The following is a 21,044-nucleotide window of genomic DNA, read 5'->3' as shown; positions in this document are numbered from 1 at the left end:
AAAAAAGGCGTTTTATTTCAACTTCAGCGATACGACCGATTCCACATGCGCCGTCTGCGGAAACATATCGACAGGCTGAATGTATTCGACATGATAATCTTTCGCCAAGTACTGCAAATCCTTCGCAAGTGTTGACGGGTTGCATGAGACGTACACGAACCGCTTCGGTTTGACTTTTTTAATCGTATCCAAGAAGGTGCGGTCACAGCCGGTTCTCGGCGGGTCGACGATGACGACGTCAGGACGGAAGCCTTCTTTCGTCCATTTCGGCAGCCAATGCTCGGCAGTTCCTGTGACATATTGGGCGTTTTCGAGTCCGTGCTTTTTCGCGTTTTTGTTGGCGTCATCGATCGATTCTTTAATGACGTCCATGCCGCGAATTTCTCCTGCCCCGTCGGCGATCCACATCCCGATCGTACCGACGCCGCAATAGGCGTCGACGACTTTTTCGCGCCCGGTAAGCTTGGCGGCTTTTTTGACTTCGTCATAGAGTTTGACGGTTTGAATCGGATTGAGCTGGAAAAAGGCGCGGGCGCTCAGCTCAAAAGAGACATCACCGAGAAATTCCTGTATGACCATGTTGCCGGCTAACAGCCTTGTATCCTCGCCGAAAATAACCGATGTTTTGGCTTTATTGACGTTTTGGATAACCGATGTCACTTCAGGGAGGCGTTTTTTGATTTCTTCTATGATCAGCTTCTTGCGGGGCAGATCTTCTTTAGCAGTAACAAGGACGACCTGCACTTCTCCCGTTTCAAAGCCGACTCTTGTCACGATCGTACGGACATCACCGGTCCTTTTCCGTTCGTTATAAACCGAAATGCCGAAGTCTTCGAGAATCTGCTTGACAGTCTGCGTGGTTTTGTTGGTTGCCGAATGCTGGACGATGCATTCCGTAATCGGGACGAGGCTGTGCGAATCAAGCCCATACAAGCCGGCAACCATTTTCCCGTTTTTCGTACCGAGCTGGAATTGGCTTTTATTCCGGTAGTGCCACGGATTTTCCATTCCGATCGTCGGTCTGATCTCCATCTTGCCGATGTCGAAGCGCGTATGGCGTTCAAGCGATTGAATGACGATGTCCCGCTTTTCTTTCAGCTGCTGGTCATACGCCAGGTGCTGAAGCTGGCAGCCTCCGCACTGTTCATAGATGATGCAGGGCGGTTTTACGCGGTGCTCTGAACGTTTGCGGACCTTCTTGACCCGCCCTTCAGAAAATTTCGGGTGAACCTTTGTCGCTTCGACGACGACCTCTTCACCTGGCAGAGCACCGGGGACGAAAACGACTTTTTTCTTAAAATAGCCGACGCCTTCGCCGTTGATGCCAAGGCGTTTGATCGTCAGCGGAAATTGCTGTCCGACTTTTAATTCTGCTGATGATCCTGTTCTTTCACGTTTCACTCATGTTCTCTCCATTTCTACTCAATGCTCCTCCACAAATACAAGGAAGCATAGCTTAAATAAGGGTGCCATTCCTTGCTCATTTCAAGCATTTCTTCTTTAGTCGGTTTATCTTTTAAGCCAAAATGGTGTTTAATCGCATTTTGGATGCCGATATCGGCCATCGGAAAAAGGTTTGGGCGGCCGAGCCCAAAGAGCAGGACATTTTGCACCGTCCACGGGCCGATGCCTCTGATTTTCACCAGTTTGTCCATGATGTCTTCATCCGATAATAAATCAAGCTCATTAAGGTTTAAGCTTCCGCCTGTGATCATTCTTGACGTATCGATGACATATTCGGACTTGCGCATGCTGAACTGAAGCTCGCGCAGATCGCCGTAGTCCAGCTTCGCGATCGTTTCGGGAAGCGGATAAAACCAGACGCCGTCTTTTTGTTCGCCGAATGTGTGAACAAACCGTTCGGTCAGCGTATATGCGAACGACAGGTTCAGCTGCTGGTGGATGATGCATTTCATCATGCAATGGTACAAATGAAAATCAAGCACTAAAGGTGTCCCCGCGTGCTCTTCAAACAGCTTTGACAGGCTCGTTGCTGAAAAATGATCCAAAACAGGCTGCAGGTTTTCTTTCCACCTGAAAATCCGTTTTACTTCTTCCATCAGACCATCTCGATCTTCTGTTCCGCTGACGATAAATTCCGGTGCATCCGCCGTGCCTGCTGCCTGCACCGTGACAATACAAGGTTTTTTCTCTTTGTTGCGAAGCGGCAGCCTGACTTCCCGTTTTTCGAGGCTGACTGCATTGAGCGGATCGAGAGAAAGCCTCTCCAGGACACGGTCAAAATGATAAGGCGGTGATACGCTTACGGTTTCCTTCCACATGGCTTCCCATCCCTTTTCTTCTTTGTCCACAGTATACCATGTTTGCTTTTCACTTAAAAAAGAGAGAATTTTATTTTCAAACCGAATGATTCCCGGCGTTCGGCAGCATGCTATGATGAAGGTGGAGGGTTGCCAATGTTCAAACATATTGCGATTACAAAAGACGGACAGCTTTTATCCGACATCTCTGCAGAAAGACTGGCAGATCATGATATTGAATGGTATTGGACCGATTTTGATCAGCCTTCAGATGAAGAAGCTTCTTTGCTAAAAAGCCATTTTCACTTTCACCCTTTGTCGATTGAGGACTGCTTCCATCATTTGCAGCGTCCTAAGCTTGATCAATATGAACAATACCTTTTTTACGTGATACATGCTTTAAATCAAAAGACTTTGGCTTCTGAAGAAGTGGACTTATTCGTCGGAAAGGATTTTATCGTTACATTTCACCTTCATCGTTCGGCCGGCATTGAAAAAGTGAAAAAACACTTTTTAAATAACAGGGACTTGTGGAAAAAAGGACCGAACCATATCGCCTATATGGTCATGGATCAGCTTGTTGACGAATACTTTCCAATCCTTTATCAAATTGAAGACAGGCTCAATGAAATCGCTGAAAGCGACAGCCGAAAAACGTTCGGAACACTGATGAACGAAGTGTTTGACATCCGCGGTGATCTTCTCAAGCTCAGAAGAACGATCATCCCGATGCGGGATTTGCTCTACAGAATCTTAAATATTGAAAATCTAAAAGAGAACCGCGAAAGAAAAGCCTATTACAGCGATATTTATGACCATCTGCTGAAACTGACCGAAATTGTTGAAAACAACCGCGACATGACCGCTGATTTAAGAGACAGCTACCAGACGCTGAACTCCAATCGGATGAACGCCATCATAATGACGCTGACAATCGTGTCAACGATTTTCATTCCGCTGACTTTTATCGTCGGGGTCTATGGCATGAATTTTGACAACATGCCTGAACTGCATTGGCGTTACGGATATTTTTTCGTCCTTGGAATGATGGCTGCCGTGGTTGCCGGGATGATCTTCTGGTTCCGCCATAAAGGATGGTTTGACATTTTTAAGTAAATAAGGAAACCTTTTAGGGCCCCCTCCGCCTATTTCTATAGTTAAGGAGGGAAAAACATGGAGCTGCACAAAGGATCGGCTGGAATCAGCCTGATTGTTTTCGGCTTATTGCTTGGCGCCAATACTCATCAGCAAGTGTCGGCTGGCGAAGCGATTTTTTGTTTTTTAGGCGGACCTGTCCGGAGCTCTGCCGGGCTTCATTATATTTCTGTGATGGGGCTCGTTCTCATGATCACCGGATTTGTGCTTGCCTCGCTCTATTACAGGAAGGTGGCATGGATTCGCTTAAAGCTCTTGCTGTTTATTATGGGGTTTACAGCGCTCTATCCGCTTGTCACAGAGCAATTGATGTTCTTTCTGAAATGGAACGCGCGCGGTGCGGATGCCGTGGAATATATCACAAGAGAAAGTTCATGCAGCTATTCGGACGACCAAGAAGAAGGACGGATGGACTGCACGGTTAAGGTGAACAATAACGGAAAAAACGCCCAGCTCGTCTCTCTATCGCCTGAAATGATCCATGAGTTTGAATTTAAGGCGGAGACGTTAACAGCGCCTCCTCATTCACAAAGAACATATGAGATCACGTTCACGGCACCGGGAAACGAGAGTGTTTCAATGACAGGTTTCTTGGAGGAACCGGAGTTTGAGATTGAAGTTGTTCAATAGTTGGACTTTGCAGGTGTACTGCTGCAAAGGCTTAGTAAAAGAATGATGCCCTTAATCAGGCAAATTTGGATAATCAATGTCTAGTTAATCGATCACATCGTTTTGTTTTTATATAACCATCTGCAGAAGATTGAGAAAACAACCTCAAGAGCTGCGACCTTTTGAAAGAACTTAAAGAAGAGCAGAACTCCGATTGAAAGGATCAAAAAAGGATATCCATATATTTTCCCGGCTAAAAGTAACCGAAAGCAGGAATATAACATGAACGAATTTACACCTAAAGGCATTTTCCCAAAATCACAATTGGTTGGTTCAGCGTTTTTTTCTGTACAGGTCTTTTTTTTATACTTAAAAAGAAAACTTTCATTTTACTGCTTATTCACTCAGACTAATATTCTTTAAAAGAGGCAGCATATCTTTTCATAACTAAAATGATTCAATAGAAAAGAAAGCAGGCCCGCACCTGCTTATTTTGCCTCTGCCTCACATGCCAATCAAGAAAAAAGCCGCTCCATCACGGAAACGGCTTTTTCTTGATTAATCGTGATAAGACTCGGCGATCGCATTGGCGGCGATGATCGCGTTGTAGACGTCGTCTGGTGTGACAGGGAATGGCATGTTGCCCATTGTGTCGCCTTCCGCACAAGCTGCTTCTGCGACTTGGCGCCATTCTGCTTCTACAAATTCGTCGACTCCCAAGTCTTGTAATGTTAATGGTAGACCGACACCTTTAATAAAGTTGATGACCGTTTCCAGTTCTTCTTCCGGTACGTTTTCAAGGACAAGCTGCGCCAGGAGGCCGAATGTTACTTTTTCGCCGTGCTGCGCTTTGTGCAGAGCAGGTACGGCTGTCATGCCGTTGTGGATGGCGTGCGCCGCGGCGAGGCCGCCTGATTCCGCACCGACACCGCTTAAATAGATCGTGGCTTCGATGGTGTCTTCGACAGCTCTTGTTGATACTTTGTGCTGAACGGCCTGCATCGCTTTTACGCCGTTTTCCAGCAGCGTATCATAGCAGAGGCGGGCCAGTCCCAAGCCTGTTGTTGAAGGTTTCATCAACACGAGGTTGTCTCCGTTTGAACGGTAGCATGCCCGCGCTTCAAAATATGTAGCCAAAGCGTCTCCGATTCCGGCGGCGAAAAAGCGTGCAGGTGCGCCTGATAATATCTCTGAATCTGCCAGCACGACATCAGGGTTCGTCGGCAAAAATAAATAACGGTCAAATGCTCCGTTTTGTTTATAAATAACGGCAAGCGCCGTACATGGGGCGTCTGTTGATGCGATTGTCGGGAAAATCACAACCGGCAGCTTTTCATAATAGGCCGTTGCTTTTGCGGTATCGAGCGTTTTTCCGCCCCCGATTCCAACGATGATGTTCGCGCCGGCTTCGCGTGCAAGCTCACGGTTTCGCTCGATTTCCTCTTGTGTGCATTCATAATTAAATTTTTCAAAAACGGCTTGATTGCCGGCTGTTTGAATTGAATCCCCGGCTTCTTTTTTCGCCTGGTCTAATATAAACTCGTCGCAAATGATATAAGCCTTATCGCCAAAATCTTGAATGTAGTCATTCAAATTCTTAAGCAATCGTTTTCCTGTAATGAATTTTTTGGGTGATGTAACTGATTTTACTGAATTTGTCATGGTAATTCCCCCTTCTATTCAATGATATACCTATTTCTTTTTTAAATCTAGTAATATATGTATATAAATTGGTTTTTTATTCTATGGAATTGACTGGAGTAAATGAAAGAGTCTGAAGCCTCAATTTTTGGACAAACGAAAAAAACCTCGGTAAACGACCGAAGTTTTTTCGTTTAAAGGGGCTTTAGCATCATATATTTTTCAAACATCAAATCATCAAGGCTTTTAAATGTATACCCTTCTTTTTTTAAATCAGTGATGGCTTGGTCAAGCGCTTCGGCATTGTCTCTTGATACCGTATGAAGCAGGTAGATGGCGCCGGGATGAGCCTGTTTCATCATATTGTCGTAAGCATATTTCCAGCCTTTTTGGGAGTTGATTTTCCAGTCGACAAACGCGACTGACCAAAAAACGGTTTGATAGCCGAGTTGTTTTGTCTCTTCAAGCACCCGCTCGCTGAATACGCCGCGCGGCGGACGCAAATAGAGATTGTCCTTTTTGCCGGTGATTTTCAGCACTTCTTCTGTGACGGATTCCAGTTCTTCTTTAATGACGCGGCTTGTTTTCGTTGTTAAATCAGGATGGTGGAATGAGTGATTGCCGATGATGTGCCCTTCCTGGGCCATGCGTTTAATAAGTTCGGGTTGGTCTTTGACAAAATGGCCCGTCACAAAAAAAGCCGCTTTCACGTTTTGCTTTTTCAAGACATCGAGCACCTGAGGCGTATAGCCGTTTTCATAGCCGTTATCAAAGGTTAAGTAGATTGTTTTTTCTTTTGTGTTGCCTAAATAGAAGGCGTCATACTGCTTTAAAAGGCTGTTCAGCTCTTTTCCCGCATCAGCCGGCTCATGGTTTTTGCTTTTGGAGAAGCCCCAATGAACAGCCTTATTGGATATCGCTTCGGCATTTCCTGCAAAGGTCAGCATCAGCAGAAATCCGCAGCATATGGCACAGATTCGTTTCATCATTTTCGCTCCCAGTTTCATTTTTCCTTATTGTGCTAAACGGTTCTCTCTTTCATACCAAGCAACACTTGGAAAACAAAAAACCGCGGCGAAAAATGCAGCGGTTTTACTTCCAGTCTTTTTTAAAGCGTTCATATTTGTCTTCAAGATCGTCAAGCATACTGATCAGCCTGTCAATATCTTCAATGTCCGTTGATTCAGGGTCTAGAGAATCGATGACAGACATAAACATATCCAATCTGTTTTTTAAATAATTGACTTGCTGTTCTTTGTCATTTACTGCGTTACCCATGCTTCTCCTCCTTTTGTTCCTTATATGGTAGCCTATAAACCGGCTTTTTTCAATCATCCATCACTTGCGAAGCTTTAGGATGAGGTCTAAAATGAATAGTTGGGCTATATTAGTATGTCCTATCGATAAAGGAGTTAGATATGCCATGACAGAAAAAACGCAGGTCCGTCCGATTTCCCCTGATTTTGATCCGTGGGAAGCCTATATGGATGTTGACCAATATGGAGATATACAGCTGACAAACGTTGAATTTACGACGACAACGCTTTGCAATATGCGCTGTGAGCACTGCGCCGTCGGATATACGCTCCAGCCGAAGGACCCGGACGCGCTTCCCGTCAGCCTGCTTTTAAAACGGCTGGATGAGATTCCGCGGCTCCGTTCATTAAGCATCACCGGCGGAGAGCCGATGCTTTCATTAAAATCTATAAAGGAATATGTCGTTCCTTTATTAAAATATGCCCATGAGCGCGGCGTCCGGACGCAGATCAATTCAAACCTGACGCTTGACATCAGCCGCTATGAGCTGATCATTCCTTACTTGGATGTGCTTCACATTTCCCACAACTGGGGAACTGTCGAAGATTTTGCCGAAATCGGCTTTGCCATGATGGAGAAAAAACCGACGTTTGCACAGCGGGCCCGCTATTTTGAGAAAATGATCGAAAACAGCCGGACGCTTGTTGATGAAGGGGTGATGGTTTCTGCTGAAACGATGCTCAATAAACGGACGCTTCCTCATATCGAACATATTCACCGCCAGATTGTCGATGAAATGAAATGCCAGCGCCATGAGGTACACCCGATGTATCCGAGCGATTTTGCAAACGCCTTAGAAACTTTGAGCTTAAAGGACATGAGAAAAGCGATCCACCACCTTCTCGACATTCGCGATGAAAATACGTGGATGCTGTTCGGCACCCTGCCTTTCTATTCGTGCAGCTCTGAAGCCGAAGACCAGCTTCTTTTAAAAAGGCTGCGCGAAGCCAAAAATGTCACGGTCAGAAATGATCCCGACGGCCGTTCACGCCTGAATGTAAATATTTTTGACGGCAATATTATTGTGACGGATTTCGGGGACACTCCGCCGCTCGGCAATATTCAAACAGACAGCCTTCCGAGCGCATATGCCAAATGGAGAAAAACAGAGCTGGCCAGGGAGCTGAACTGCCATTGCCCGAATGTCAGATGCCTCGGCCCAAATGTACTGGTGAAAAACAACTATTATCAAGATATTGATTTTTCTTCCCGGAAAGCGAAAGTATGAAGAAAAAGCAAGCCTGTCCATAAGGCTTGCTTTAGATTGTTGACAAAATCCTAAAACGGTTTAAAGTTTTAGGATTTTGTCATCCTTTCAGCGTGATTGAAAACCCTTGCAGTCTAGGAAGGCCGAGCATCGGAGCGGAGCGAATGTTGGAATTCGTGAGCACCGACGCGCAGGCCTGACAACGAATGCGAGGGTTTCTCGACACGCTGAAGCAAGCCTGTCCATAAGGCTTGCTTTTTCTTATTTCGGCTGATGGCTCAGCTGAAAACCGAATGTAAGGTGGTCCTGTACAGGAATCCATGCCCCGATTCCCTGTGAGGTGATATTTTTGACGACAAGCTTTCTTTTACTTCCTTTTAAAACGAGATACACCTCGCCATAGGTGACTTTTCCTTTTTCATTGACGGCCGGTGCGTAAGCGTTCAGATATCCGAGTTTTTTCGACTGCACTTTATACACTTGATCCCGTTTTGTTCCGGCTCCGACCACCGTTTCAAAAGCGAGTGGCAGCTTTGTTTTTTCCATGGCTTTCAGCATCATCATGTTTTTTACATCTTCCGCTTTGGGCACTTTTGCCGTTAAGCCGCCTTTGATTTTGCTTGTCTGATCTTGCGAATAGGTGATTTCGGCAGGTGCTTTTCCGCCTCTGTTATCAAAGCGGTTTGTGTTGATTTTGCGATATTCCCAATTCGCGACGGTTTCATTTGATGTGTACCCAAGCGCCCATCTTCCCAAATAAATCGTCGCTCTGTATCCGATCGCCAGCGGTGTACTGGAGATGCTTGATTCATTCAGCATTTTAATCAGATGCGGATTCTCGATCGTGATATCGGATGTTTGCAGCAGCTCGTCCGCCAATTCGCTCGGCTGAAGCCTCGGCTGATCCTGAGAAGCGTTGGGGTATGTGTTTTCTTTGGAAATGTTTGTGACAGAGCTTGGAATTTTGATCGGTTTAGCTGCATCAGCTTCCTGTACAGCGAAAAAACTAAAGGATAAAAACGCAGTCAGCGTAAAACACAAAAGCTTTTTCATACTATCACTCTTTCTGTTCCTTTTTCCTTATTGTTTTCCGGATGAGACGCTCTTATCCCAATTTTTTTAAAGAAGAAAGAAACCGATTCCCATAATGATATAAGCGGCCAGCAATGTCGCGCCTTCAAACCAGTTGGTATCCCCGTCATTGGAAATCACGATCATTAAAAGAACGGCAGATGCCATCGCGACAAGTTCAGGCAGTGTAAAGACAAGCGGCATGGCTTGTTGAAAAAACAAAGAAATAATCACAAGCACCGGAGCGACAAACATCGCGATCTGCAAAGTTGATCCGATCGCAATTTCCACTGCCACATCCATCTTGTTCTTATAAGCCATAATGACGGCAGAAGCGTGTTCTGCAGCATTGCCGACGATCGCAACAATGATGACGCCGATAAACAGCTCAGTCCAGCCGAATTGTTCAGCGACCGTATCAAAGGTATGGACAAGGTTTTCGGAAATATAGGCGACGGCAAGCGTTGCTAAAAACAAAATCAATGTCGCGCGCTTTCCCGACCATTCCGGCTCCTCGTGGTCTTCTGCAGCCTCGTTTTTGTTCGTCTGGTAGACGCCGCGGTGGCTGACAAGCTTGAAATACAGCGCCGCCAAGTAAAGCACAATCATGATGATGCTGATGCCAACGCTCATCGACAGCTTCCGCGGCTCCGTCATTTCCGCTGAAAACACTTCAGGAATGACGAAGGCAACAATGATCGCAAACATGAGGAGCCCTGAGTTATGTCTGGCATCATACACATTAAATTCCTGCCGCTTGTATTTAAGACCGCCGATGAAAAACGACAGGCCGGCGACAAGCAGCAGATTGCCGAGTACAGAACCTGTCAGGGAAGCGAGGACGATGCCGATCAGCCCTTCCCTCAATGCGAAAATCGAAATAATCAATTCAACGGCATTGCCGAATGTGGCATTTAACAGACCGCCGATTCTGGGCCCTGCAATAATTGCAAGGCTCTCAGTGGCCCTTCCCATATAGCTGGCAAGTGCAATAATGGAAAGACAATAGATGATAAACAACAAGGTTGACGGCCAATGCATAAGGCTTCCTACAATTGAAAGGGGAACACCCACAGCCATGATCAGAAAGAAAATACGGCCCATTTTCCATTCCTCTTTTCTTTACTTTTTTCGTCGTAGGTTATTGTTGTACGAACCTTTCAAATTATATACAGGCATACTGATCTATTCCGCATTGGCGAAAGCTTGAAACATTACTGAATCTCAAACGTTTCCTTGATGTCGATGCTGTTTTCGACAGACCTGGCCATTGCACAGTTTTTCAAGGCCATTCGCAGCGTTTTTTGTATTTGATCAGACTTCAGATGTTCCCCTTTTAAAATAAAATGAAGATGGATGCTTTTGATGCGGCCCGCTTCTTCAAGGATGCGTTCTTCTTTTGCCTGAATGATCATATCCTTCAGCTGTATCCGCTTCTTTTCCAATATGTTATGAAGAACGGTTCCGCTGCATGCTGCGATTGAAGCTATCATGAGCTGATAAGGCCTGAAACCCGCTTCTTCGCGGCTTGAAATATCGAGGCGGCCAAACGCCAGATCTGCATGGAAACCGTTTTGATTCCATTGTATATCCATGGTTCTCACCTCTTTTCATGGCAGTGAAAGAAAAACCATCTTGCCTAAAAACTTCCTAAAGTTTACGATCAAAGAAGGATGACGGATAAGGAGAATGGGCGATGTCAAGATTTCACTTTTTCATACTCGTGTTGATAGTCAGTATATCAGGTTTTTCACAAGGGATGCTTTTGCCGGTCATCTCTGTCATTTTTGAACAGGAAGGTCATTCCGCTGCATTGAACGGACTTCATGCGACAGGGCTTTATATCGGCGTGCTGATCGCTTCACCGTTTATGGAAGCGCCGCTTCGAAAGCTTGGATTTAAACCGTTGATCATTATCGGGGGCGTAATGGTTGCCGCCAGTTTATTCAGCTTTGTTTTTATCAAGTCTTACCTCACTTGGTTCTTTTTGCGGCTTTTGATTGGCATTGGTGATCATATGCTCCACTTTTCAACCCAAACATGGGTAACGACATTATCGTCTGAACAAAACCGCGGGCGGAATATTTCATTATACGGGCTTTCTTTTGGTTTGGGATTTGCTGCCGGGCCTTTTTTAACGCCGCTTGTAGAGATTTCGCCATCACTGCCGTTTATCATCTCAGGCGCGTTCAGTCTGCTCGCTTGGATGTTTGTGTTTTGCCTCGGGAATGACTTTCCTGAAAAAAGCGCAGTCTCTGACACCCGTGCCGATAGTAGCCTGAAGCGTTTTTCCCATGCCTTTTTGCTCGGCTGGGTCGCTTTTTTGCCGACATTCGGCTACGGTTTTTTGGAGACCGCGCTGAACGGAAATTTCCCGGTCTACGCGCTCAGGTCCGGCATTTCTGTTGAAGGCGTATCAATCATTCTTCCCGCCTTTGCGATCGGCAGCATTGTCTTTCAGTACCCTCTCGGCATCATGAGCGATACCTTCGGGAGAAGAAACGTCCTGCTCGTCATTTTGGCAATCGGGGCCAGCTGTTTTTTTGCGGCCGGCTTATCTGAGTCCGTTCTCTTTTTAGCGGTCTGTTTTTTTGTGGCGGGAATGGCTGTTGGCTCGACTTTTTCGCTCGGCATCAGCTTTATGGCCGACCTGCTTCCAAAGCACCTTCTTCCTGCCGGAAACTTGATGTGCGGCATTACCTTCAGCATCGGCAGCATTTTCGGACCTGTCGCAGGCGGCTGGTATATGCAAAGGTTTGAAAACGGGAATCTGTTTTATTTGATTACTTCTGTCATGGCTGTTATTTGGATCGGGGTGCTTTTTGGCAAGTCGAAGAACTTAAAAGGCATTGTCGAACAATCTAACGCGGAGTTTCACAGGACATGATGACAGCGGGAAGCCCGTGCACTTAACCTCCGCTCCACCACACGCAAAAAGAGCCGCCTGCTTACAATTGCAGACGGCCCTTTTTTGGCATTAAGCGCCTTTTTTAATGATATCCGTTTTGTCCGTTGGCGCTTCCGCTCGTTTTGTGTTTCGGACTTTGCTTTGCATTTTGTTTATTATGGCTTCCGCCTTTTTTCGTATGCTTTGTCATGATCATCCCTCCGCTTTTGAACTTAACGTTCTTTATTAGATTGCTCATTTTCGCGGATTTTCTTCAGGAATGATTTTACGTTTATGTAAAAGGGCGTTGATTTCCCCTCCTAAAATAATCATCATTCCGCTTAAGTAAAACCAGATCATCAAGACGATGATTCCTCCGAGGCTGCCGTATGTGGCGCTGTAGTTCGCAAATTCGCTGACATAGTATGAGAATAAAACGCTGACGAGAATCCAGCCGGCGGTTGCTGCCATCGCTCCGGGAATGACAAATTTAAACGACAGCCGTTTATTAGGAGCAAAAAAGTATAAAGCGGTAAATACAATCAGCAACACGAGCGGGCTGATTCCCCAGCGTAGCGCCGACCATGCGGTGAGAAACATCTCGGGGGTGCCGTCCAGATTGGCGATGAAATGGCCGATCGTCCTTCCGAATACCGGCAGAAGGAGCGCGATCAATATCGTGAAGACCATCGCAGCTGTCAGAAGAATCGATGTCAGGCGGACCGTAATAAATGAACGGTTTTCCTCTACTTCATATGCATGATTGAAGGCTCTCACAATCGCGTTCAATCCGTTTGAAGCGGACCAGAGGGCAGCGATGATCCCGAATGAAAGCAGCCCCCTGTTTCCTGTGTTTAACGTCTCTTTGATGACAGACATTGTGTCTTCCGGGGCGTACTGCTCGATCAGTCCGATGACATCTCCTGTTTTGACAGGCAGGTAGCCCACCAGCGTCAGCAAAAAAATCATGAACGGAAACAGGGACAGGAGAAAAAAATAAGCAAGTTCAGCTGATTTGCTCGGCCCTTCATGGAGCAGGAAGCGCCAACCAAGCTCTTTTAAAAAGCCCATTACGTTTCTCACTCCTGACGATTCTTGGATTTAGAAGAGAAGTGCTCCCTCGTTTCTTCGATCAGTTCAATCACCTTCGGGGTGGTTTCTTGCAGTTCTTTGATCTGCCGATTTAAAAAGCTCAAATCATCAGAAATAGATGCCGAAAGCTTTTTGGTTTCTTCCATTTTCTCTTTTGCACATTCGGTGAGCATACCCGGATTTGCGCGGTAGAGCCTGATCTTGTTTTTGCATGCCGACAATTTTAAACCGCACGCTTCCCTTGTCGGTTTGTGCAGCAATGACATGACGGCCCCGACCGATGCGCCGAGGAGGATGTTTCTGATGAAAACGCGATCGCCTTTCATAAAAAATCTCTCCCTTCGTTTTTACAAATTGTGCTCTTTTTTAATGTCTGTCAGCAATTGGCGGCAGCCCTCTGCTACAAGTTCGTACACCTCTTCAAAATTCCCCGTGTAATAAGGATCTGGAACGTCTTCCGTATGATAGTCATTCACATCATCAAGGAGCCGCCTGATGACGGCTTTGTGTTGATTGCCGGCCAGACTTCTTATATTTCCGGCATTTTCAGCATCCATTGCAATCAAATAATCAAACTCTTCCAGATCCTTTTTGGAAATCTGTCTTGCGTACAGCCCTTCACAGTTTATCTTTTTTTCTGCCAGCAAAGTCCTTGTACCTTCATGGGGCGGTTTTCCGATGTGCCAGTTTCCGGTGCCGGCTGAATCAGCTTGAATCTGATCGCCCAGTCCGGTTTTTTTGAGCATATCGTTAAACACCGCTTCTGCCATCGGTGATCGGCAAATGTTGCCGAGGCAGACGAATAAAACTTTGATCATCTTTTGCGGCCTCCTCTATTCTTTCCCCTCTTTTCAGAAAGAAAAACGTACATGATTTTATACTAAAGATTTTTCTGTTTTTTTCAACTTCAGTAAGAAAATATAACAGCCCTATTGACAAATCTGACAAACTTTCAGAATATTCTAGTTAGACACAAAATTAAGAGGGGGATTTTTTGCCTATGAACTTGCTCTCAAATATAGTCGATCAAATGAACGGTTTTTTATGGGGACCGCCGCTTTTGATTCTCATCGTCGGAACAGGTGTCTACTTGACATTCAGACTGGCTTTTTTACAGATCAGACTTTTACCTTATTCCTTAAAGCTTGCCTTTAGCAAAAGCCGGGATAAATCATCTGAAGGAGACATTTCTCATTTTCAGGCTTTAATGACCGCTCTTGCCGCCACTGTCGGCACGGGAAATATCGTCGGTGTCGCTTCCGCCGTCATCGCCGGCGGTCCGGGCGCCGTGTTTTGGATGTGGCTGGCCGCTTTCTTCGGAATGGCGACGAAATACGCTGAAGCCGTTCTCGCCGTCAGATTTCGCGTAAAAGATAAAAAAGGCGAAATGTCAGGCGGTCCGATGTATTATTTGGAGCACGGGCTCAAACAAAAGTGGCTCGGTGTATTATTTGCGATATTCGGGGCTTTGGCCGCCTTCGGAATAGGCAATATGGTTCAAGCGAACTCTGTGTCAGGAGTCATGAAATCAACGTTTTCAGTGCCTGTTTGGGTAACGGGCATGATCGTGACGATATTCACAGCGCTTGTTATTCTCGGCGGGATTAAAAGCATCGGAAAAGTCACCTCCGTTTTTGTCCCGATCATGGCTTTATTTTATGTCATTGCCGGATTGATCATTCTGATCACAAACTTTGAACTTGTCCCCGGCGCCATCGGCTTAATTTTCTCTGACGCCTTTACCGGTCAGGCTGTAGCCGGAGGAGCAATCGGGACCGTCATCCGCTGGGGTGTCGCAAGAGGGGTATTCTCCAACGAAGCCGGACTGGGCTCCGCACCGATTGCCGCCGCCGCGGCGAAAACGGATATGCCGGCACGGCAGGCGCTTGTATCGATGACCCAGGTTTTCATTGATACTTTGGTCGTCTGCTCGATTACGGGAATCTCCATCGTCATGGGAAAGATGTACTTGTCGGAAAAGAATGATGCACTGACATCGATGACCTTTGAACATTTTCTTGGTCCGGCCGGATCAACCATTGTTGCAATCGGGCTGCTCTTGTTTGCCTATTCGACCATATTGGGCTGGTCTTATTACGGAGAAAAATGCTTTACTTATCTGCTGAATGAAAAATATGCGATTGTTTACCGCGTCATTTTTGTCATCGCCGTCTTTTTCGGTGCGATCTTCAAGGATAATTTCGTTTGGGCGCTTGCAGATATGCTGAACGGCCTGATGGCGATTCCAAACTTAATCGGACTGCTCGGCTTAACAGGCATTGTCATTTACGAATCAAAACAGATCCTCGCTAAAATCAAGACGGAAAAACAAGACAAGCAAAACAGTCTTTCTGTTTGATGAAATATGCTTTTTGACAATGGTTCTTTTCTTCTCAACCATTTCTGTTACAATAAAGACTACGAAATCACCAGAGAAAGGAAGTGCCTTATTGTCTGAGCAAAAAACAGCCGAGCTGAATCAAATGATCGAAGAGATCTCGCAAAAATTAAACATGCTGAATATCGGTGTCATCAAAGCTGAAGATTTTAGCGATGAAAAACTCGAGGATCTTGAATATCTCCATCAAATGGTCATGAAAAAGAAATCTTTCAGCCCGAGTGAAATGCAGGCGATCGCCGAGGAATTGGCTGCGCTTCGAAAATGATAACAGCGGCGGACACTTGTCCGTCCTTTTTTCTTCATAAAAAGAGACCGGAAGCGCGGGTTCCGGTCTTTTTTCACAAATATCAGCCAAGCAAGTTCAAAGATTCCCGTGTAAATGCCGGGATGTCATCCGGTGTCCGGCTTGTGACAAGCTGGTTCTGGCAGACGACGACCTCTTTGTCCTGAAATTTGGCGCCCGCGTTTTCCAAATCGACACGAATGGATGTATAGCCCGTAGCGCTGCGGCCGTCCAAAGTCTTGGCCGTGATTAAAAGCTGAGGTCCGTGGCAGATCGCGAACACAGGTTTTTTTTCATCCATAAAGGATTTGGCAAATGATACAAACCGTTGATCGGCTCTCAGGATATCTGGCGAAAACCCGCCCGGAATCAATAATGCGTCAAAATCCGCAGGGCTGACTTCATCAATGGATGCATCAACATCCACTGATGCCTGTCCCTGCTTTCCTTTCAGCGTTTTTCCTTTTTCTTTTTCAATGACCGTCAGCTTGTGTCCGGCCTCTTTGAATGATTGGGCTGGTTCAGTATACTCGGAATCCTCAAAGTAATCCGTCAGTACAACAGCTATATTTTTGCCCATATCCTTGCTCCCTCCTTGCATCTTTTGTCTACATAAATCCATTTACCCTTGCCACACTAAATAAAACATTCAAGATTCGCCGGACAAAGTACCTAATGATCCGTTTCGGCAGACAGTGACTTTCGAATCATTTTCAGATTGTTTACAATATTCGCAACGAAAGTTCTACAAAACTTTACAAAAAGTTCTTACAATAGAGATTGTTACTATAAACGGAAAGGTGGAGAAATGGTGCGAATACAGAAAAGACGGTTTTCAAGTAAAAACATTCTCCGTATTCTGCTAACCTCAGTGATGATACTCAGCTTACTCATTCCAAACACCCAGACTCATGCAGAACAACAAACCGAACACCCGCTCATCAATCTCAGCATTTTGGGAACGACGGATATTCACGCACACATTATGGATTATGACTACTACGCCGACAAAGAAACGGCAGAATTCGGACTGGCCCGAACGGCGCAGCTTATTGAAAAATACCAAAGCCAGCATCCGAACACGCTTCTTGTCGACAACGGCGACTTAATTCAAGGAAACCCTCTTGGAGAATATGTCTCCAAACATGAACGTGATTCGATTATCTCCGGAACGAAAACACACCCTATCATTGATGTCATGAACAAACTGCAATATGATGCCGGCACATTGGGAAACCATGAATTCAACTACGGCCTTGAATTTTTGGAAGGAACGATGAAAGGTGCCGACTTCCCCATCGTCAACGCCAATATTAAAACAATGGACGGGCAGCATAAATACAAACCATACCATATAGAAGAACGGACATTCACTGATGAAAACGGACAAAAGCACAATCTCAACGTCGGCTACATAGGCTTTGTTCCCCCGCAAATTTTAACGTGGGACAAAAAGCACCTCGACGGCAAAATCAAGGTGCAGGATATAGCAGAATCCGCGAAAGAGATGGTTCCGAAAATGAAAGCCGAAGGGGCGGATGTGATCATCGCCATCGCGCATACCGGCATTGAAAATGGAGAACAGCCGGCAGGCGCGGAAAACGCGGTGTTTGACCTGGCTGTCAAAACAAACGGAATTGACGCGATCATCTCAGGGCACCAGCACGGTCTTTTTCCCGGCCCTGATTATGCCGGAAACGCGAAAATCGATATTCAAAAAGGGACAATCAATGGCATTCCGGTCGTCATGCCGAAAAACTGGGGCAGCCATTTAGGGATGATCGACATGCAATTGGAGCAAAACGACGGAAAATGGACGGTGAAAGACGCCAGCGCCAAAACGGAAGCGATTGCTGGAAATGTGACATCGCGAAATGAAACCGTCGTTTCAACGATTAAGGATACGCACAAAAAAACCTTGGCATACGTCCGCGCGCCAGTCGGCCAAACGGAAGCCGATATCAACAGCTTTTTTGCTCAGGTAAAAGATGACCCTTCGATCCAGATCGTCACAGACGCACAGAAATGGTATGCGGAAGATGTGATGAAAGGAACCGAATATGAAAACCTGCCGATCTTATCAGCCGGAGCGCCGTTTAAAGCGGGAGGCCGAAACGGTCCTGAATATTATACAAATATAAAAGCCGGCGATTTGGCCATAAAAAATATCGGCGACCTGTATTTGTACGACAATACGCTTTATATCGTCAAGCTGACGGGAAGCGAAGTCAAGGACTGGATCGAGATGTCCGCGGGGCAGTTTAACCAAATCGACCCTTCTCAAACAGGTGAACAGGCACTCCTGAATCCGGACTTCAGATCGTATAATTTCGATGTGATTGACGGTGTGACATATCAGATCGATGTCACTGAGCCGGCAAAATACAATGCTTCAGGCGGGATCAAAAATCCGCAGGCAAACCGGATCAAACATTTATCCTATAACGGAAAGCCGGTGAAAGATGATCAGGAATTCCTTGTGGTCACTAACAATTACCGCGCTTCCGGAGGCGGCGGATTCCCTCATCTGACGCAGGATAAAGTGGTTTATGCGGCGGCTGATGAAAACAGGCAGGTGCTGATGAACTACATTATGGAAAAAGAGACGGTTAATCCGGCAGCAGACAACAACTGGTCCATCGCACCGCTCAAAGGTGCCGAAGTGACATTCGAATCTTCCCTTCTTGCCAAACCGTTTGCGGAAAAAGCAAAAGACATCGATTTTGTGAGGGAATCTGCAAACAGCGGATACGGCGTCTATAAGCTGAATTTTGACGAATCAGAACCGCCGGAAGATGAGGAAAACTGGACGTTAACAGTCATGCATACAAATGATACACACGCCCACCTCGATGATGCGGCAAGGCGCGCTGCAAAAGTGAAAGAAATCCGCAGTGAAACGGAAAACAATGTTTTGCTTGATGCCGGAGACGTCTTCTCCGGAGACCTGTACTTTACAAAATGGAACGGACTCGCCGACCTGAAGCTGATGAACTTGATGGGCTATGACGCGATGACCTTCGGCAACCATGAATTTGATAAAGGGCCGGAAGTGCTGGGCGATTTTCTCAGCGGAAACGGGTCAGCGGTTGACCCGGAAAACAGACACCATTTCGAAAAACCGGCCTTTCCGATCGTCAGCTCAAATGTCGATGTTGCAAAAGAGCCTGAGCTGAACAGGTTTTTAAAAAAACCGGCAGTCTTAAAAGCGGGTGAAAAGAAAGACAGCGGCATTTACCCTTACATTCTGCTTGATGTAAACGGAGAAAAGGTGGCCGTATTCGGGCTGACAACAGAAGATACGTCATATACGTCAAGCCCAGGCGCAAACATTGCCTTTCATGATGCTTATTTGTCCGCAGAAAAAACTGTCAAAGACATCAAAGAAAAAGAAAAGGTCAATAAAATCATCGCCCTCACCCACCTCGGCTACAACCGCGACCTTGAGCTGGCCAAAAAAGTGAAAGGAATCGACTTGATCATCGGCGGGCATACACACACCCTCGTCGATCATTTGGAAGTGGTGCAAAATGAAGAACCGACAATCGTCGCACAAGTAAAAGATTACGGACAGTTTTTAGGAAGAGTCGATGTTGCATTCGATGAAGACGGTGTCGTGCAAACGGATCAATCAAGATTTGATTTGATCACGATCGACGATAAAGTGGAAGAAGAGACAGCTGCCAAAGACGTCCTTGACGGCTTTAAACAAGACATTGAAGAACTAAAGACGAAAGAAGTCGGCTATGCCGATGTTCCGCTTGACGGAAAGCGCGAGCATGTCCGCTCAAAAGAAACCAATCTCGGGAACTTTATCGCAGACGGCATGCTCAGAAAAGCGAAGCAAGCCGGCGGGGCTGACATCGCAATCACAAACGGCGGCGGAATCAGAAGCAGCATCGACAAAGGAAAGATTACACTCGGTGAAGTGCTCACTGTCATGCCGTTCGGCAATACGCTATATGCCGCTGATTTGACGGGAGCGCAAATTCAAGAAGCGCTTGAACACGGCGTCAGCCAAGTCGAAGAAGGCGGAGGCGCGTTCCCTCATGTAGCGGGTTTGACATATACTTTCACATTGAGCAAGCCTAAGGGAGAACGCATATTGGATGTGAAGCTTGTCAATGAAAAAGGAGAGGCTGAGCCGCTCGATCCGGAGAAAACCTACCGTGTCGCGACGAATAACTTCATGGGCGGCGGCGGTGACGGCTATTCAGTCTTTAAAGAGGCGAAAAATGGCGTAGACCTCGGGTTTACCGATTATGAGATTTTTACCGAACAGCTCGAATTATACGATTCCGTTTCGCCGAACATTGACAACAGGATCACTGAAGTTTTCTTGCCTGAAAAGCAGGCAGACGGCACATGGACACTTGCTGAAAAGCCGTTTCAAACATACGCGAAAAACGCCAATCAGGCGATCGTCTATTTTCCTGAAACAGAAAAGGAAAACATGAAACTGAGCATGACAAAAGCACAGACTGATCTGATAAAGGAAAGATCAAATGATCCAAACATCACTTTGAAAAACGATAAAATCGCTATGCTTCTGCCGGCCGTCAACCTGGCGAGCGAGGACACAAAGATTGGCATCAAGATCACAAAGGACATCAAGCAGGCGGTCACAAAGGTGTACGACTTCAGCATTCGGCAAAAAGGAAAAGCCGTCAGCTCTTTTAAAGAGCCGGTCGGACTGTTCTTCCAAGTGGATGCGCCTGACAAACACTACAGCGTTTATTATATTGACCGGAAAAAGAACGGCTTCACCAAAGTGAAAAACGGCTACAGCAAAGACCATACCGTCGCCGGCTATGTGGACCATTTCAGCGAATATACCGTTTTGAATGACAACAATGCCGTTCCTCCGGGCTCAGGCGGCGGGGACAATGGCGGCGAATCTCCCGCGGCGCCTGGCAGCGATCCTAATGGCGGAGGGCATGGGTCAGACGGTCAAGGCGGAGACGGTTCCGGTGACGGACAAGCTCCGCCGTCTAACGGCTTTTTGCCCGATACGGCCGCAAACATCTATAATTGGCTGCTGCTCGGCTTGCTGTTGCTCACATCTGGAGGCGGACTTTACCTTTATCAACGAAAAAAACGCAATCTAAGCCAAATGTAAA

General features: G+C 46.3%; 19 protein-coding genes. 7 read left to right on the top strand and 12 right to left on the bottom strand.

Going from position 1 to position 21,044, the window contains the following annotated elements; all coding sequences use genetic code 11:
* Positions 1-12: 12 nt before the first annotated feature.
* Together rlmD and RBH91_RS04685 are read right to left on the bottom strand one after the other, a co-directional pair.
* Positions 13-1,401 carry a 23S rRNA (uracil(1939)-C(5))-methyltransferase RlmD gene (gene rlmD / locus RBH91_RS04690; protein ID WP_307893650.1) on the bottom strand — a complete coding sequence of 463 codons (1,389 nt, stop codon included), beginning with the start codon at positions 1,399-1,401 and terminating at the stop codon, positions 13-15.
* 17 nt (positions 1,402-1,418) lie between these two features.
* Entirely contained in the window at positions 1,419-2,282 is an 864-nt protein-coding gene (locus tag RBH91_RS04685; protein WP_307893649.1) for a DNA-3-methyladenine glycosylase family protein, read from the bottom strand.
* Positions 2,283-2,417: 135 nt separating this feature from the next.
* Between RBH91_RS04685 and corA the strand changes: the two genes are divergently transcribed.
* Together corA and RBH91_RS04675 are read left to right on the top strand one after the other, a co-directional pair.
* Complete coding sequence (corA, locus tag RBH91_RS04680; RefSeq protein WP_307893648.1) at positions 2,418-3,377, top strand: magnesium/cobalt transporter CorA; 960 nt, start codon at positions 2,418-2,420, stop codon at positions 3,375-3,377.
* A gap of 57 nt (positions 3,378-3,434) precedes the next feature.
* Positions 3,435-4,046: a hypothetical protein gene (locus RBH91_RS04675; protein WP_307893647.1), complete on the top strand. Its 612-nt coding sequence runs from the start codon at positions 3,435-3,437 to the stop codon at positions 4,044-4,046.
* Positions 4,047-4,583: 537 nt separating this feature from the next.
* Here the strand turns inward: RBH91_RS04675 and RBH91_RS04670 are convergent.
* The 3 genes from RBH91_RS04670 to RBH91_RS04660 all read right to left on the bottom strand — a co-directional run bounded on the left by RBH91_RS04670 (position 4,584) and on the right by RBH91_RS04660 (position 6,944).
* Positions 4,584-5,687, bottom strand: coding sequence for a glycerol dehydrogenase (locus RBH91_RS04670; RefSeq protein ID WP_307893646.1), 1,104 nt, complete (start codon positions 5,685-5,687; stop codon positions 4,584-4,586).
* A gap of 173 nt (positions 5,688-5,860) precedes the next feature.
* A complete protein-coding gene (gene pdaA, locus RBH91_RS04665; protein ID WP_307893645.1) occupies positions 5,861-6,652 on the bottom strand; it encodes a delta-lactam-biosynthetic de-N-acetylase in 792 nt (263 codons plus the stop codon).
* Between the two features lie 106 nt (positions 6,653-6,758).
* Positions 6,759-6,944: an SE1561 family protein gene (locus RBH91_RS04660; RefSeq protein ID WP_076762398.1), complete on the bottom strand. Its 186-nt coding sequence runs from the start codon at positions 6,942-6,944 to the stop codon at positions 6,759-6,761.
* A gap of 145 nt (positions 6,945-7,089) precedes the next feature.
* Between RBH91_RS04660 and yfkAB the strand changes: the two genes are divergently transcribed.
* A complete protein-coding gene (gene yfkAB / locus RBH91_RS04655; protein ID WP_307893644.1) occupies positions 7,090-8,211 on the top strand; it encodes a radical SAM/CxCxxxxC motif protein YfkAB in 1,122 nt (373 codons plus the stop codon).
* A gap of 240 nt (positions 8,212-8,451) precedes the next feature.
* Here the strand turns inward: yfkAB and RBH91_RS04650 are convergent, their stop codons facing one another.
* From RBH91_RS04650 to RBH91_RS04640, 3 genes are all read right to left on the bottom strand, one after another.
* Positions 8,452-9,243, bottom strand: a complete 792-nt coding sequence (locus RBH91_RS04650; protein WP_307893643.1) for a YfkD famly protein — start codon at positions 9,241-9,243, stop codon at positions 8,452-8,454.
* Positions 9,244-9,309: 66 nt separating this feature from the next.
* Positions 9,310-10,365, bottom strand: coding sequence for a calcium/proton exchanger (gene cax, locus RBH91_RS04645; RefSeq protein ID WP_076762395.1), 1,056 nt, complete (start codon positions 10,363-10,365; stop codon positions 9,310-9,312).
* 110 nt (positions 10,366-10,475) lie between these two features.
* Positions 10,476-10,856, bottom strand: a complete 381-nt coding sequence (locus RBH91_RS04640) for an OsmC family protein (RefSeq protein WP_307893642.1) — start codon at positions 10,854-10,856, stop codon at positions 10,476-10,478.
* A gap of 101 nt (positions 10,857-10,957) precedes the next feature.
* Here RBH91_RS04640 and RBH91_RS04635 point away from each other — a divergent pair, with 101 nt between their 5' ends.
* Positions 10,958-12,148: an MFS transporter gene (locus RBH91_RS04635; RefSeq protein ID WP_307893641.1), complete on the top strand. Its 1,191-nt coding sequence runs from the start codon at positions 10,958-10,960 to the stop codon at positions 12,146-12,148.
* A 255-nt stretch (positions 12,149-12,403) separates the two neighbouring features.
* Here RBH91_RS04635 and RBH91_RS04630 read toward each other — a convergent pair whose 3' ends face one another.
* From RBH91_RS04630 to RBH91_RS04620, 3 genes are read right to left on the bottom strand one after another with little or no spacing between them, the layout of a single operon-like run.
* Complete coding sequence (locus RBH91_RS04630; protein ID WP_076762392.1) at positions 12,404-13,219, bottom strand: YihY/virulence factor BrkB family protein; 816 nt, start codon at positions 13,217-13,219, stop codon at positions 12,404-12,406.
* 8 nt (positions 13,220-13,227) lie between these two features.
* A complete protein-coding gene (locus RBH91_RS04625) occupies positions 13,228-13,566 on the bottom strand; it encodes a hypothetical protein (protein WP_076762391.1) in 339 nt (112 codons plus the stop codon).
* A gap of 21 nt (positions 13,567-13,587) precedes the next feature.
* The gene (locus tag RBH91_RS04620; RefSeq protein ID WP_307893640.1) at positions 13,588-14,058 is read right to left on the bottom strand and encodes a low molecular weight protein-tyrosine-phosphatase; all 471 of its coding nucleotides are present in this window, start codon (positions 14,056-14,058) and stop codon (positions 13,588-13,590) included.
* Between the two features lie 182 nt (positions 14,059-14,240).
* Here RBH91_RS04620 and RBH91_RS04615 point away from each other — a divergent pair, with 182 nt between their 5' ends.
* Entirely contained in the window at positions 14,241-15,599 is a 1,359-nt protein-coding gene (locus RBH91_RS04615) for an alanine/glycine:cation symporter family protein (protein ID WP_076762389.1), read from the top strand.
* Between the two features lie 91 nt (positions 15,600-15,690).
* Positions 15,691-15,906, top strand: a complete 216-nt coding sequence (locus RBH91_RS04610; RefSeq protein ID WP_076762388.1) for a DUF1128 domain-containing protein — start codon at positions 15,691-15,693, stop codon at positions 15,904-15,906.
* An 82-nt stretch (positions 15,907-15,988) separates the two neighbouring features.
* Here the strand turns inward: RBH91_RS04610 and RBH91_RS04605 are convergent, their stop codons facing one another.
* Positions 15,989-16,504, bottom strand: coding sequence for a type 1 glutamine amidotransferase domain-containing protein (locus tag RBH91_RS04605; protein WP_307893639.1), 516 nt, complete (start codon positions 16,502-16,504; stop codon positions 15,989-15,991).
* 228 nt (positions 16,505-16,732) lie between these two features.
* On the opposite strand from RBH91_RS04605, the gene RBH91_RS04600 reads away from it, so the two are divergent.
* Complete coding sequence (locus tag RBH91_RS04600; protein ID WP_307893638.1) at positions 16,733-21,043, top strand: multifunctional 2',3'-cyclic-nucleotide 2'-phosphodiesterase/3'-nucleotidase/5'-nucleotidase; 4,311 nt, start codon at positions 16,733-16,735, stop codon at positions 21,041-21,043.
* The last annotated feature ends 1 nt before the right edge of the window (position 21,044 follow it).

It is taken from the genome of Bacillus swezeyi, from assembly GCF_030908325.1.
In the GTDB taxonomy this organism is placed as follows: domain Bacteria; phylum Bacillota; class Bacilli; order Bacillales; family Bacillaceae; genus Bacillus; species Bacillus swezeyi.
Note: the sequence above shows the minus strand (reverse complement) of the source record. Positions and strands in the feature narration are given on the sequence as shown.